Origin of the sequence: Legionella jordanis (assembly GCF_900637635.1) — a bacterium.
Lineage (GTDB): Bacteria > Pseudomonadota > Gammaproteobacteria > Legionellales > Legionellaceae > Tatlockia > Tatlockia jordanis.
The window spans coordinates 125177-141166 of record NZ_LR134383.1 but is presented as its reverse complement, the minus strand read 5'-3'; the positions used below and the strand labels follow the sequence as shown (position 1 = coordinate 141166).

Sequence of the window (15990 nt, the reverse complement as noted above, 5' to 3'; positions counted from 1 at the left end):
ATTCACTTAAGGTTCCCTTAATTATTGCATCATAAAATGGCAGTTTTTTGATTATTGGTTGATTTTAAATCATGACTATAGTTTACAAGGGTACAGAATTAACAAAAATTCGCGCAAAAACAGCTGGAAAAAACCAAAGCTCTGTAGACGGTTTTTATCGTGATTCCGACAGCAATGAGTATTTCATAAAGAAACCAAAAGATAAAAATGAATTATTCACCGAATTATTTGCGGGCTTGGTATTGAACCGATTTAAAGTCCTTATTCAGGAATTAATTAAGGAGGGGAAACTTCCTCCTGGTTCGGCTGATTCTCTGGTAACGGCCGACTGGATTAAATTCGAAGATGGTTCTTATGGTTTAATACAGCCCAAGGTTGATTTCACTCCTTTATATAAAATTATTGGCACCGGGAACTCCAGTGGCTCGGATAGGGATGCCCTCTATGAGATTTTAAATGGTCCTGCAAGCTACATGCGGCTTAAGAGCGTTGGAGATTATTTTGGTTTATCCATTTCCTTATTGTTTTCATTAGTCATCGGGGCATACAGCGTTCACAGTTCCAATATGATTGTCAAAGAAGGCGACCCTCTTGGCTATCGTCCGAAACAATTTGGCCGAATTGATTGGGGGGATGGCTGGCGGCATTATGGTGCCCCTGAAAACAATAGGGATATTCTGTCCCCCTATGAATATCAGGGTTTGGCTATATGGAAAAGAGTGACTAAAAACTACATTAGCAATTACAAAAACTTACCTGGCGTTTTTGCCTCGATAGGGCAAAAAGCCAAGCTGTTTGTTGATGCTATGACTAAGAAAGCTCAAGCATCCAACCCAGAATCCAGCATGGAATCCGTATTGACTGGCATCATCAGCCAAGCACTTGCCCAGATTCCTGCTGATTTCGTCTCTGAAGAGCAAAAAAAGAGTTTGGCAGCTTATATGCATATCCCTTCTTTTGCCTCCATCCAGTTTGACGGCAACGTCGAGGCAGTTGCCAAGGATTTTGCCCGGGTGATGCAGGTTCGTTTTGAACAAGCAGAGAACCTGCGCAATTATCAAGTGGCACAAAGTTCAACCCCAGTGGCAGAGGAAGATTTATTTCAAAGCATTCTTTTTAATCCCAATAGCGGCCCTGCAAATGCCAGTCAAAAGACGAACGCTAAAACAGTGTTAAAACTGGATGGAACCCTATCCCTACCCGCCATTGCCGAAGCATGGACTACAGACCTGGCGTTGGCCAAAGCAGCTGAGATCGATTTCTCAGAAATCCAACTGCATGCGTTGATTGAACGGTTCAATAGCTATATTGAAGCCATTGCAGCTCATGCAGAAGCTTCTAACTTCTGGCAAAAAAACAGGTCTGAGGACGATGGGATTCCTGCAAACCACAATATGTTATCCCCACACCATGATGGCAATAATGGGCTGCAATATGGACATGCTTTCGTACCACAGTATCGTGAAAGCACCATACTCTGCCGTTTGCTGACCCTAAATCCACAAAATCAGGGAGCCATCCGGATTAAGCCTTATGAGGAACCCAGCCGGTTATTTAGTAGCGAACACGAAGAATCAGTCTGGAATATTCTGCAGACCATTTCTCTAGCAGGCTTAGACATCTTCACCTCTGTCAGGGCGGTAAAAAAATTACAAGAGGATAACAGTTCCGATCTAACCTCCCAGGAAAATATTGCAATATCCATTAACAATTTAAAACAAGCTTTGCAGACATTAAAAGAATCTCATGGGAAATTGCTGAAATTGTTTGAACATTCTGAAGAGGCCTCATTTCCAGAATACGACAGCTTGTTTTTCTATCCCATTAGCGATAAGGAATTGGCTTTAATGAACGGGGCACAACTGGCTACCATTTGCCTTGAAGAGTTAAATGCAAGCCAACCCAGTCTGTTGATTTACCGTATCGTTCGGGACGAGCAGCTTTGGCAGAAATTAAAAACCGCTCTTGTTGAACACCGTGCAGAATTTTTAAACCGACAAGATCAATGTGAGAAAAAAATTGCTGATTTGATGCTGTTTAGGCAGCAAATTCAAGCATTCCAAATTGCCCATACTGCTTTTTCCGTAGAAGAAAATCTCGAACAAAAAGAACTTGCTTTGCATGAGCTTGAGGAAATGTTCGCAGTTTTGCCAGAGGCTTTCCAGGCTGAAAACAATTTGCAACTCATTAAAGCCAAGGAAGAATTAAGGCTCTTGCATTTGCAGGCTGAACTTGACATTCATTTTGCAGAATTCAATGCTGCATCCTTTGAAAACTTCTCTCAGAAATACCACAGCTTATGTCAATTCTTTGAGGCCTTGCCCCATGAGGTACAGAGCAACACCCGGATTAAATTTAATAAACAAGGGCTTATTCATCTGGCTTATAAAACCATGGGGGACTGGATGAATCCCGCTTCCTTGTCGAGCAAAATCAGCAGTTTTGAACAGGTAAGAAATACTTTTGGACAAGTTGAAGAAGCACCACGAGGTCTGATTGATCTCTTCCAGCAACTGGAAAAACAACATCACATTTATCAGCTGCTTGCACAAATTCTGCCCCAAAACAGCCCAAGTGAGCAACTGAATATAGACATTACAAAGCTTGAAGAATGCACAAAACATCTTGAACAGTCGCTACAACAGCGTTTTAAAACTGCAGTATTTGGCGATCTCATTCTTTGGAATGCTTTAAAAGCCAGCCCATTGTCACAATTAAGCGCTGAAGTCGTAGAAGATATTCTTGCCCTTAGAGTATTCCATCAACAAAAATTGGAATTGAATAAGGAGAATGAATTTGGCGAGAAGTATAGTGCGTCCCTGAACAAATTCTATGAACAAGCCGTAGGCATTCGCCTATCCGATAAACCCGCCAAACAACAAGCCGATGCCATTCTAGAGGCTGCACATAAAGAGTTTAGCCATCGTCATGACACAAGAAGACTATTAGCCGATGTGTTGCTAGTCATTGCAACCCTTTTTGGCGGCTTGGGTGCCATTTTTATGGCGGCTCGCGTATTCATACAGAAACAACCGGCTTTCTTTAGTAAAACAGCCACTGAACGGGAAGTGGATTTGAGAAAATGGGTCAATATTCCAGTAGAAGACGAAGCTAATACTCGATTGGTTTCCGTGCCGGCCTAATTCACACCCACTCTGATTTTGGAGGGAGAGTTTCTCTCCTTCCAAAGCTTTCTTGCACCTCCTTGATTAATCGTGTTAGTTTATTGGCTTATGACGCTGACTGGCCAATGGGCCAGAGTCCAGGAAGACAGCAACAATGAAATGTTTATATTTTCTTTTTTTAGCTTCGATTTCAACCTGCCTTTCTGCTTCCACTCCACCAACAAAGGCCCCCCTAACTCCGAATGCAGCCATCACTCGAATGCTGCAAGCTCATCTTGAAAAATATGGAAAGGATGAATTTTTTTCAGCCATCCAGGTTTCTGTCAAAGTTAAGGATCAGTTAAATACCTATGTTGCGGGTAGACGCTCAAGGCAAGCGGATAGTGAACCAATCACCCCTGAGGATTTATTTGACATTGGCAGTATTACCAAATCGTTTACCGCCTCATTGGCCTTGTTAGCTGAGGGGGAAAATAAACTCAAACTAACTGCCCCAGTCAGCAATTATCTTAACGATTACCCCCATTGGGGGGATATAAACCTAAACCGTTTATTAAACATGAGCAGCGGTATCCCCAATTACAGCGATGCTCCCAAAATTAATTATTTAATGAGTCAAAACCTGCGGCAATTCTGGAATGCAACTGATCTTTTGGCCTTGGTTTATCCAAAAAATGTGAACCCTCCTCGCAAGCCAGGCTATTTCTACAGCAACACCGGTTATATTTTAATTCAGTTAATCCTCGAAAAAATTCATCAAACCCCTTTCCAGGCTCTCATCACCGACAAAATTATTAAACCTCTGGATTTGAAAAATACCTTTTATCCTGTTCCAGAGTATCCAGCTGAAGTCAGTAAACGGTTGGTTCATGGCTATTCTTATAACATTTATGATAATCCAGAGTTACTAGGCCAAGACGTGACGGATAACAATCTCAGTTGGGCGGGAGCGGCTGGTGCTGTTGTTGCCAATAGCGAAGATGTCATTCATTGGGTTTATGAATTATTCCTTGGTAATAAACTGCTCAATGCCCATCAAAAAGAGCAAATGCAAACTTTGGTTTCGCTGTCCTCCGGACTGCCTCTAAAGATTACTCACAGCAAAGAACCTTATGGCTTTGGCTTGGGAATTGCTCAAGGTTTTGACGCCAAAATTGGCCATTACTGGTTTTATGAGGGGGAGACACTAGGCTATCGAGCCATCTATATGTATGTTCCTTGCAATGAAATCATTATCAGTGCGTTATTTAACAGCGCCACCAACCAAGAAAATGATCATGCTCGAGAACTCGTGCAAAATATATATCATTACCTCTTACAGCAAAATCAGCTTTTAATCTGTGAAAAAAAAGAAGATGAAGCTTAAGCTCAGAGAATTGAACTTGACAGATTTTCTTATGCACCTTTAGTATTTGTTTTTTTTAGCCTGCAATGGAAAGGCCAAAGGGGAAGGAATGAAAAAACGCGTTGTGATTACTGGAATGGAAATAGTTTCTTCCATTGGCAATGGCTTGGAGGCCTTCTGGGAAGCAGCTGTAGCTGGCCAATGCGGCATTGAACGTATTCAATTGTATGATCCCAGCCCTTATCCAACGCAAATCGCTGGCGAAATCAAACAGTTTTCGCTGGACCACTTGCCGGAGTTCGCCAACAGCAAACGCTATCCAAGAGTAGCTCAATATGCGCTTTTCTGCGCGTCTCATGCCATTGAGCGCTCCGGTTTAAGCAAGGCAGAATTAAGCCAGGCAGGAACCTATATTGGCACCAGCTTAGGCGGCACCCCAGAACTTGAAGCGGCTTATCAAGCATTTTTCAGCCAGGGTTGGAAAAAAGTTCCTCCTCTGAGTGTGATTCGCGGCATGCCAAACTCTGTGGCTAATCATGTGGCCATTGCTTTTGGACTTGGTGGACCGAACTCAACCATTTCCAACGCTTGCGTTTCCTCCGCTGAAGCCATAGGTTCCGCTTATCAGCAGATTGCCCACGGTCAGTTGAAAGTGGCTTTATGCGGCGGTACTGAATCCCTTCTTTGGGAAACAATCATGGCAGCCTGGTGCAAATTAAGAGTCATGTCGACCCAAAATGAAAATCCGAAGCAAGCTTGCCGACCCTTTGACATCAACCGTGATGGTTTGGTTATGGCTGACGGAGCCGGAATTTTAATCCTCGAGGAGTTGCAACATGCTAAAGCAAGGGGAGCTAAAATTTACGCTGAGATCATTGGCTTTGGGGCAAGTTGTGATGCCTACCATGTAACCGCCCCGAAATCAGAAGGACAAATCAAAGCCATCCAAGCCGCACTCGATGATGCCAGGTTAGCCATTGGTGATATCCAATACATCAATGCTCACGGAACAGGTACCCAGCTCAATGACATCACTGAAACCGAAACCATTAAGGCGGTTTTTGGCAAACTAGCCTACAAAATTCCAATAACAGCCCAAAAATCCATGACAGGCCACGCTATCGGTGCAGCCGGTGCAATGGAAATTATTGCCACTGCATTGAGTTTGCAACATGATCTTCTTTTGCCAACCATTAATTTGCATGAGCCGGATCCTGCTTGTGATTTGGATTACGTGGCCAATGAGGCTCGAAAGCAACCGATTAATATTGCTTTGTCCAATCATTTTGCCTTTGGTGGCGCAAACGCGGCTTTGATCTTGAGACGAGCCTAATAGTGGCGATGTGAATTTTATAAACAGGTTCGGAAGTTCTTTATTGATTTAAGATTCGCAACTGAAGCAGCATCGGAGTATAATCCCGTTATTTTGCAAAATTTATAGGGTTTATCTTAATGAATGCTTCGTTGTGTGAGATTGCCAATTTAGTGAATGGTTCAGTAATTGGTGATGACAAAGTTACTATTTCTTCGTTAGCACCAATTGACAACATAACGGCTGGCTCTTTGGTTTTTGCGGATGGTGATGAAAATTTGCTGATTGCTGAAAATTCTGCGGCTGCAGCAATTTTACTCAGCCATTCATTCAACAGCTCTTCCAAGCCTGTTGTCCAAGTATCCCACCCATTCAAAGCATTTATTCAGCTGCTTAACCATTTTTACCCTAGCCAAAAACCCCAGGCTCAAATTCATCCTACTGCCGTTATTGATCAAAACGCCGCGATCGGCAAAAACGTGAGCATTGGTCCTTACGTCGTGATTGAGTCAGGTGTTAAAATTGCTGACAACTGCATTATTAAAAGCCACGTTCATATTGCTGCCAATGCAAGCATCGGTTCGGATACAACGATTCATCCGCAAGTAACCATTTATGAAAATTGTCAAATCGGCTCTCGAGTGACCATTCATGCATCCACAGTCGTGGGTTCAGATGGTTTCGGCTATACTTTTGTAGATAATCAACATTTAAAAGTACCCCATGTCGGGAATGTGATTATTGAAGATGATGTAGAAGTGGGAGCCAACACGGTAATTGATAGGGCGACCCTAGGCTCAACAGTAATAGGCGCGGGTACTAAAATTGATAACCTGGTACAAGTCGCCCACTCCGTAAAATTAGGAAAGCACAACATTCTATGTGCTTTTACGGGTATTGCAGGCAGCACCACCAGTGGTGATCATGTTATTTTCGCAGCCAATGTAGGCGTAAGTGATCACGTTCGCATCGATGATGGCGTTATTCTAGCCGCTCGTGCGGGTGTCCCCCCCAAAAAACATCTAAAACGAGGAAATGTCTACTTGGGTAACCCTGCTCGACCTAAAGACAAAGCAATCGAACAGGAGCTTTCCGTGACAAGAATTCCTCTAATGCGGAAAAATTTAAAAAATTTAAGCGAAAAAGTTGATAAGCTCAGTCAACTTTTAGCACAGCAAGAGACGGATAAATGACGGCACCTTTGATTCTTATTGATGGCTCTTCCTATTTTTTTCGGGCCTTTCATGCTCTTCCCCCTCTAACGACCTCAAAAGGCCAACCTACCGGTGCAGTGTACGGGGTGGCCAATATGGTCAAGCGTTTAATCAAAGATTACAACCCAACGCAAATAGCGGTTATTTTTGACGCCAAGGGAAAAACATTTCGCGATGACTGGTACCCAGAATACAAAGCCCATCGTGCCCCCATGCCTCATGACTTAAGTTGCCAATTTCAACCTCTGCTAACGCTCTTAGAAGCAATGGGTTTGCCTATTTTGATCATTGAAGGCGTTGAAGCCGATGATGTTATTGGCACTTTGGCTCATTGGGCAACCGCACAAGGGCAGTCAGTACTGGTTTCCACAAGTGATAAAGACATGGCGCAACTGGTCAATGAGCATGTCACTCTCGTCAATACGATGACGAATCAAACCCTCAATAGAGAAGGAGTCAAAACAAAATTTGGCGTGGCCCCAGAGCAAATTATTGACTATTTAACGCTTATTGGCGACAGCATCGATAATATTCCCGGAGTCAATAAATGCGGGCCTAAAACGGCGGCCAAATGGCTGGAGGAATACCAAACCCTCGATAACCTTAGTGCCAATGCCGATAAAATTAGTGGCAAAATTGGTGAGTATTTGCGCGCAAGCTTAGCCCACTTGCCTCTATCAAAAAAATTGATAACGATTAAAACCGACGTGGAGTTGCCACTCACGCTTGCCGATTTAACCATTAAACCAAGCAATCGTGAGCATCTCATTGCCCTCACACGGGAGATGGAGTTTAAAACCTGGCTTAAAGAGTTATTAGGGGAAGAAGAAATTGAAGCGGCCAGCAATGGCGATTTGGCACCTTTATTTAAAATTAATTTTTCACTGATTAATACTGAAGAAGCTTTATCCGATTTTGTTGCTCAGCTGGGTCATTGCTCTTCTTTTTGCCTAAATGTAGAAACGAATAACAACAATTCCTTAGATGCTGATCTGGTCGGCCTAGCAATAGCCAGGGACGACAATCTCCCTGTTTATATTCCCCTCAGTCATCAAGATGCCAGCGCGCAGTTGCCAAGAGAGAAGGTTTTACAAAGCCTAAAACCAATATTGGAGAATCCAGGCATCGCCAAAATTGGCGAAAACTTGAAGTACGATGCCAATGTACTAAAAAAACAAGGCCTCTTTTTAAGAGGAATCACATTTGACAGCATGCTTGAGTCCTATGTATTAAATAGCAGTGCAAGCAAACACGATCGCGACTCACTCTCTTTAAAATATTTAGGCCTTAAAACCATCAGTTATGAAGACATTGCCGGGAAAGGGGCAAAGCAGCTGGCTTTTGATAAAATTCCGGTAAGCCAAGCTGCTCCTTATGCAGCCGCCGCGGCTGAAATAACCTTAAAATTGCATCATAAATTATACCCCATGCTTGATGCGCCTTTAAAAAAGGTTTTGGAAGAAATTGAAATCCCGCTATTGCCAGTCCTTGCCGACATGGAATTCAAAGGTGTGCTCATTGATGAAAACAGCCTGGCGCAACATGGCGATCGCCTGAAACTGCGCATGCTTGAGCTTGAACAGGAGGCAGTCCAGCTTGCCGGGCGCCCATTTAACTTAAATTCACCCAAGCAATTGCAAGAAATTCTTTTTGATGAGCTAAAACTCCCAATCATTGATAAAACACCGACAGGTCAGCCTTCTACGGCAGAGTCCGTTTTGCAGGAACTTGCCTTTGACTATCGTCTACCTGCAGTGATTCTCGAATATCGAAGCTTAAGCAAACTGGTTAGCACTTATATCGATGCCTTACCCAAATGCATCAATCCAGTCACACATCGCGTACATACTTGCTACAATCAGGCGGTGGCCGCCACGGGGCGCTTATCCTCAAGCGAGCCCAACCTGCAGAACATCCCCATCCGCAATGAAGAAGGCCGTTTAATCCGCAAAGCTTTCATCGCTCCAGCCAATCACGTTTTAATGGCTGCGGACTACTCGCAGATTGAGTTAAGGATTATGGCCCATCTGTCCCAGGATGAAAATTTATTGAAAGCCTTTAGCATGGGTTGGGACATTCATGCAGCCACGGCCAGTGAAATTTTCCAGGTACCACTTGATCAAGTGACTAATGAACAGCGGCGACGTTCGAAAGCCATAAATTTTGGTCTGATTTATGGCATGTCTGCATTTGGCTTATCCAGGCAACTTGGCATTGAACGCCAAGATGCACAAATTTACATGGAGACCTATTTCAAGCGCTATCCTGGGGTTCTTCAATACATGGAGCGCACCAGAAAACAGGCTCATGAACAAGGTTATGTGGAGACTTTATTTGGCCGAAGGCTCCATTTACCCGAAATTAATACCCGCAATCTTGTTCGCCAAAGAGCAGCTGAAAGAATGGCCATTAATGCTCCCATGCAGGGAACTGCTGCGGACATAATAAAAAAGGCAATGATTGCCATTGCGAAATGGCAATCTTCGCAAGCGCAGCCCTTTGCAAGAATGATAATGCAAGTTCATGATGAATTGGTGTTTGAAATCCATAAGGATTTTGTCAGCTCAGCCATGCAAGGCATACGCGAATTGATGGAACATGCAGCTCACTTGCGTGTCCCCTTACAAGTATCTATCGGAGTGGGACAAAATTGGGATGAAGCCCATTAGAGTGCTCCATAGGGAGAAGAGTGCAGGGTTTTTCTCCCTAACAATTTTTCTAAAGTCTTGTTCTTATTCCTGTAAATTTTACCTGCCTCTGAGGCTAAAATTCTTGTTCCCATAAGGCTCTAAACTCATTGCCTTTTAAATCCCACTAGTACACTATAAGCTAACTCCCTGTCTGATTGATAATATGAGTCAAGAGAAAACAGAACTGTTTCCTTTGGAAGTCTTACCTGCAGAGCTCATAGTAAAGATTACAAGTTATTTAGATGCTGCAGATGAATCGCAAAAGATAAAAAGCATTCGCAGTAGCAACTTTCCTTTATTTCGCGATGGTTTGATTCGAAAAAACCGCATTCTGGCGAGATTGGCGCAATACGCTGCCGAAGCGAATACAACACAAATTACAGCTCTCCTTAAGATACGCCCTGATTTGCGAAGAGAGGTACTCTTTTGTCTTGCAGGTTTAGCCGCGCAAGATGAAATGGAAGCCATTCTTAAGGAACATCCCGAGGATTTATTGGTTAAGGGACGATTACGAGATATTTCAGGAAGAATATTTACATCGATTAGCGTTTTTCAACATGCAATATGGACAAAAGACATATGCTATATGGCTAAAATGATGTTGGATTGCCTACCACAGGATTCCAAGGGTGAAGAGATAAGGCGCCAGCTGTTAGGCCAATACAAGGAGCTCATGGCTAAAGGTGTGGCGTATCACTTAAAGGGGGTCTGCTATGAGAGTAAGGGACAGTTTAGCCTAGCCCCCTTCATTGCAGCGGTCGCAGATTATAAAAACAAATTCAGCAGCCTAAATTACAAGGAGAAAACTATCTATTGGCGCACTGTAATTGGCGCAGCCCAAGCTCTATTTCCTGCACACATACGTCATTATTATTGCAATCCGCTAAACTTTCTTTTGAAAGATCTGAACGTTAAAGAACCCAAACTAAAGCGTTCACTGCAAATTTATAATCAAGAATTAAATGTATTTCAGATGTGGAACGAAAATTTAGCGGGGATTGGCCAGGCTTGGGCTGTGGCTTACATACCGGGGCATCGTCCTACTGCCGCGCAAGCTCTTACAGCCTATGGCATTACTGAGGCCCCCGATTTGGCAGAAATAGACATTTTGCGGGCCCTGGATGAGCGCTGGACCACAACCGATTTGCCGGAGCTTGTTGAGCGCCTGCAGCTCCAAAATCCGCAAGGGCAGAAAGGAATAGAGTGTGGTTTTTGATCCTGTTCCTGGAGATTTCATGAGCGGAGTGAAATAGGCGTATCCTAAATCTGTAGTCCGATTTAAAAAAGGAGTTTTAAATGATTATACCTATTCTAGTTTTTGCAGTTCTTGCGTTCGTCACCTTGTTTACCAAGCATGATGAAGAGAAAAACAATGAAGAAAATTTTGAGTCGGCACAAGATAAAACAGAATAATCCTGCTACCGGATTACCCATGATTGGGGCATTGGATTGTTTGGGCAATTCCATGGGTTCCACTGCCTCTGATCATTACTATTGGAATAGTCATCGTTAGCATTTACTGAGTGGTCAGAAGTTATTCCTGAAGAATTCAATTTTTATCTGAATGGAAAACGTTTTAAGGCTGCAGATGATAAAGTGTATGGGTTTAATATTCGTAATGAAAAGTTTGGTAAAGACTCGTCTTTCGAACAACAAGAGTGTGTGATTCATGCTTGTTTTTCTGTTTACGGATAGGAATTGTTGTTTGAATTCCAAGACCTATTTTGGGTAAATTAGAAATTCTGAGAGTAATGCAACCGATAAAAAGGAAAAGTTATACACAGGAAAAAACAGATGGATAAAAACTATCCCCCATCATCATAATTCAAAATATTCAATTAGGCAGACTTGCCTTTAGATTTTTAACCATGGAGTAATTTGTTACTACTAAAAGCCAATTACACTACCTGCTGGTGTTGGCGCTAGATCGATTAAACATACCTGATTAGAACAGTTTTTCCCTACATTAAGTGAATTAAGCCATTCAAACTGCGCGTCTAAACTTTTCTTGGTATACTGCATTCTTAAGGAATCAGGAAAGGATTCTTCTACTTGATGAAGACATGCACATTCATTTCCATTTCCTTCTATATACGCCTGACTTCCGAATAACTGTTTTTTCCAATACTGACTAAGTAATGATCCAAAGTTAAAGCGACCAAATATTTCGCCTTACTTACACCTTTTTCCTTTGCTAATAGAGCCCAGTGAAATGCCTGGTAATAATGATCTGAAACATCTCCATGTTGATAAATAAGAGAGGCAGCCGCATAGTCTTCACCATTATTAATACAACCCTCTCCAAATATCTCTCCTATTCTCTTTCGTCGTTCAAGATCGTTTTTTCTTATTTGAAGCCACATCTCGTCCGTTAAATTTTGCCAGTTATCCCGCTCACTTGGTCTGCTTTAAGTAAGTCTTGCATTTCTTGTGAGCGAGTGGCTTGCAGGTGGGAATCATATTGACAAGAAGATAGAGGATTATCCCCTTCAGCAAAACAACTGCAGGATACAACAGTAAGTAATGAAACAACGAAGCCATAAAAATTTTTTCAATCTGACCCCTTATACCAGTTTTAGAAGATGCTCGGCTATTTTTGATTTTAACCTTAAAGCATGCCTTCTCAAATATTGTTATTGAGTTCGTCTAATCCTTATTGGTTTGAGATCAGTTGTGTTTCAAGCCAAGCTTGTTGCCCCTCTTTTGTAAGGATTACAGCATCTGATTATGTGAAGCATTGATGTGGGAAGGTCCATTCGAACTTCATGCTCTAAACAATGCCATTGACCAAATGATTGCACATGGTCTTTATCTAACAAAAAACAGCATTTAAAACGGCATTTCTTGAAAAACTTCATTCCAACGATAAGGAAAATGACAGGCATCGAGAACAAGGGAAAATTATTGTAGCCAATGTTGCGATAGCATTAAACCGGCTTTGGACTCTTTGCCTTAGGCCTTGATCTTCTTAGGACAGGCCAAGTATTTTTGCAGGCACCAAACGATTAGTTACTTCTTCTATTTTCTGTCTTACCAGCTCCTTTTGCGCAATGATTTACAATTGGATTTCCCCAGCCTGGCGGCTATAATTTAGTCACTTTATTTTCTTGGCGCACATTTCTATGGCTCAAAGAACAGGCAGCGCTAACCTTCCCTTGCATTATGGTCGTGTACCCTCATGGCTTGCAGACCGCATGACCAGATTGGGTGCAGTCATGAGTCAAGCCATCGTCCATCACTACGGACGAGATGAATTTTTGCGGCGTCTTGCCCATCCTTTCTGGTTCCAGTCTTTTGGTGCAGTCATGGGCATGGATTGGCATTCCTCAGGCATTACCACCAGTGTCATTGGCGCTCTTAAACGGGGGTTAACACCGATATCGTCCGAATTGGGCATTCATGTCTGTGGAGGCAGGGGTAAGTATTCACGTCAAACCCCGCAGGAACTTGCAACCATTGGTTTAAGGGTGGGTTTTGATGGCCAGCAACTTGCCCAGTCCAGCCGCCTGGTGGCCAAAGTAGACAGCGCCGCGGTTCAAGATGGTTTTGATCTTTACTTACACGCCTTTATTGTGACCGATGAGGGGAAATGGACGGTTATTCAGCAGGGTATGAACACTGCCAACAAGCAGGCACGTCGCTACCATTGGTTATCTGAAGGTTTAGATAGTTTTATCGATGCGCCTCATGCCGCCATTGAAGGACGTCCACAAGGCAATATTATTAATCTTACCGATCAAAGAGCCCAGCTGTCGCGCTTAAGGCAAATTGATCTCTTGAAAACATGTTCTCCTGAACGCATCCTTGCAGAAGCGTCAAAGACTCAAAATGGACTGATTGGTTCACAGCCTTTAAACAGCGGGCAAATGGCATTTCCGCATCTGGAAATGCCAGTGCACCATGAGGTTAAGGCTGAAAATATTTCGTTAAAGCGCTTGCATGGAAACATTGCTGCTGCCATTGATCGTGGGCCACAAGATTTTTCAGAGCTGCTTCTGGTCCCAGGAGTAGGTGCAAGGACAATTCTTGCTCTTGCGATGGTGGCTGAGGTCATTCATGGTGCCCCTTATCGCTTCTCCGATCCGGCCCGTTTTTCACTGGCCCATGGGGGCAAGGACCGCCACCCCTATCCTGTCCCATTGAAAGTCTATGATGAAACCATCCGTGTTTTGAAAACCGCAGTTCAACAAGCAAAGTTAGGTCGCGATGAGAAATTGGGAGCGATTAAACAGCTCGATAATCAAGCTCGCAAACTGGAACAGCACATTATCAAAGGACCAAGCCTGGAAGAAATCATTGCTCACGAAAAAGAGGTCTCACCCCTTTATGGCGGCAGGAGTGTCTTTGGTTTTGAATAGCACTGGCTGAACTTAAGACATCTTACAGAATCCATCAATGGCTTTCTGCAATGTACATTTAGAAAAATGAAATAAGGCAGCTTGCTGTTATAAATCGAGGTTAAGGCAGCTTAACGTCTTCTCGGTGGCTCATAGGGATCGCCGCCTGGATGGCTCGGAAGTGAAGGGCCTATTGGCTCTCCCTCAAGTGGATCAAATCTTCTCGAAGATCCCCGGTTATTACCACCGGAAATATCCTTTAAATTTTCTTTTTTTATTTCTTTGTTTTGTTTTTTGGTGGAAGTTTTAGAAGAATTGTTCATGATGCTGTCCCATAACAAAGAAAATACAAAATTAAGTATAGTTTACTTTCGCTCGATTTCCGTCCAGCATTTGCAAGTGGTGTTGGCATAAACCCTAAATCGTATGACCTTATTCAATACAAGATAAGAATTTACCCGATGCAGTAAATTGCTCGATTTATTTACCTAAAATCAGCGCCCTGAAAGGAAACAGGCTTCTTCAATTGATGCTGCGTTTACGTCCCTCATTTCCAACCAGATGGGATTCAAGAGGTTCTTCAATGGTCTTGTTGCGAGGAGAAGGCAAATCAGCAGGAGAATTTTTCGTAACACGCACTTTGAATTCAGGGTTTTTCAGAGCCTGCTTTCTTGCTGCCTCCAGATCCTCTGCCGATATGTCCAGCAAACCGCAGAGGGTAGAATAGCTTGAGTCACAATTGCTTCTTCCTGAGGGCAGTTGTTGATAGCTATCATCCCTTGAATAGCTTGGCTCATCACTCCTTAGTTCTTCAACGGCATCTGAGCCAACATCTATCTCTTCAATTTTTCTAAACGATCGGATTGCTTTACTTAGGAAATTAAACGGCGTAGCCAGGACATAAACATAGGTGTTTGCCATATCTGCCAAAAATGAAAGAATTGCATTCCACGTCTGCCTCAGAGAATTTTTTTCTGTCAGCTGATAAGAACTGACTTCATAAGAGTGATATCGGTCCGTATAACCCATTTTTTTAAAATAAAAGGGCAGCCATCTCTCAATATCATTTTTACTCTCGAAGGTAAACCAGCCACCATTCGCATCTAGGAAATGATAGGTCCCATTCGCGTCTCTGCCAAAACCCATTGCATGTCCAGAATGGTTTGAGTTCATGGACAACATAAAATATTGATTAGGATAATTGCTGATCATGTCCAACATGTCGACTGCGACTGCCTTCGGATTGGAAAAATAGCGCAGGCGACGCACGGATTCACTTGCTATTGCAAATCCTTTGGGCGAATCCTGACTTATCTTGCTCAGCAGCTTTTCAGGACTTCCTTGCGCCTCTTGTAAATCAAAAATGTCATCCCTAAGAGGAATAACATGATTGACTCCAGGGAAGCTATTGAGCACAGGCTTGCTGTACTTTATTGGTTTGAAATAGGGAGGATTGAGAGGGTTAATACCAAATGGCTTCTTGCCGTTCAACATGCATCCCAGCCACTCTATGACATAACCGAAACAAACCCCTTCGGCGTCTCCCAAGCGGGCATCGGCACTCTGGAATAAAGGCAAAACTAATTTGCCGTTATATTTACTAGCAGTCTCCTGATATATGCCATTAAATACCTGAAGTCTTTTAACCCGTTCATTCGTGGGATTTTTAATGGTTTCTGCGGACTCGATAACGACTGTAATATCCATACTGACTTCATTTAAACAATCGAGATAAAGCTTTGAGGTGGGATTTGAACCCGTCATTTCGGCCAAGACCAGTTCTTTAATTTGCTTTAATTCATGGATTTTGGGATTCTTTTTTTGCTCATGCAGTGCATTTAAGAGGGTTTTAATCAATTCCTTTTGTTGCGCAGACAATCCTTTTTGCGGCAATTGCTGCAGTCTTTTTACTGCAATGATGATATTTCTCATATCAAAATTAATTTAATTAATATGATTAATTTTAG

10 protein-coding genes are annotated in these 15990 nt (G+C 42.8%); 7 read left to right on the top strand and 3 right to left on the bottom strand.

The window, feature by feature from the left end; genetic code table 11:
• Positions 1-71: 71 nt before the first annotated feature.
• The 6 genes from EL203_RS00615 (at position 72) to EL203_RS00590 (ending at position 10902) form a co-directional block, all read left to right on the top strand.
• Positions 72-3143, top strand: coding sequence for a LepB GTPase-activating domain-containing protein (locus tag EL203_RS00615; RefSeq protein ID WP_058471479.1), 3072 nt, complete (start codon positions 72-74; stop codon positions 3141-3143).
• 136 nt (positions 3144-3279) lie between these two features.
• Entirely contained in the window at positions 3280-4491 is a 1212-nt protein-coding gene (locus EL203_RS00610) for a serine hydrolase domain-containing protein (RefSeq protein ID WP_082647181.1), read from the top strand.
• Between the two features lie 88 nt (positions 4492-4579).
• The gene (locus tag EL203_RS00605) at positions 4580-5803 is read left to right on the top strand and encodes a beta-ketoacyl-[acyl-carrier-protein] synthase family protein (protein ID WP_058471480.1); all 1224 of its coding nucleotides are present in this window, start codon (positions 4580-4582) and stop codon (positions 5801-5803) included.
• A 119-nt stretch (positions 5804-5922) separates the two neighbouring features.
• Positions 5923-6975 carry a UDP-3-O-(3-hydroxymyristoyl)glucosamine N-acyltransferase gene (gene lpxD / locus EL203_RS00600; RefSeq protein ID WP_058471481.1) on the top strand — a complete coding sequence of 351 codons (1053 nt, stop codon included), beginning with the start codon at positions 5923-5925 and terminating at the stop codon, positions 6973-6975.
• Positions 6972-9665, top strand: coding sequence for a DNA polymerase I (gene polA / locus EL203_RS00595; RefSeq protein WP_058471482.1), 2694 nt, complete (start codon positions 6972-6974; stop codon positions 9663-9665). Before lpxD ends, polA begins: the two co-directional genes overlap by 4 nt.
• Positions 9666-9849: 184 nt before the next feature.
• On the top strand, positions 9850-10902 hold the full coding sequence (locus EL203_RS00590; RefSeq protein WP_058471483.1) for a hypothetical protein: 1053 nt from the start codon (positions 9850-9852) through the stop codon (positions 10900-10902).
• A gap of 871 nt (positions 10903-11773) precedes the next feature.
• Here the strand turns inward: EL203_RS00590 and EL203_RS00585 are convergent.
• Complete coding sequence (locus tag EL203_RS00585) at positions 11774-12049, bottom strand: hypothetical protein (RefSeq protein WP_058471484.1); 276 nt, start codon at positions 12047-12049, stop codon at positions 11774-11776.
• 759 nt (positions 12050-12808) lie between these two features.
• Here EL203_RS00585 and EL203_RS00580 point away from each other — a divergent pair.
• Positions 12809-14044: a DUF763 domain-containing protein gene (locus EL203_RS00580; protein WP_058471485.1), complete on the top strand. Its 1236-nt coding sequence runs from the start codon at positions 12809-12811 to the stop codon at positions 14042-14044.
• Between the two features lie 110 nt (positions 14045-14154).
• On the opposite strand, the gene EL203_RS00575 is transcribed toward EL203_RS00580, so the two are convergent.
• Positions 14155-14346: a hypothetical protein gene (locus EL203_RS00575; RefSeq protein ID WP_058471486.1), complete on the bottom strand. Its 192-nt coding sequence runs from the start codon at positions 14344-14346 to the stop codon at positions 14155-14157.
• A gap of 199 nt (positions 14347-14545) precedes the next feature.
• Complete coding sequence (locus tag EL203_RS00570) at positions 14546-15955, bottom strand: YopT-type cysteine protease domain-containing protein (protein WP_058471487.1); 1410 nt, start codon at positions 15953-15955, stop codon at positions 14546-14548.
• Positions 15956-15990: the final 35 nt, after the last annotated feature.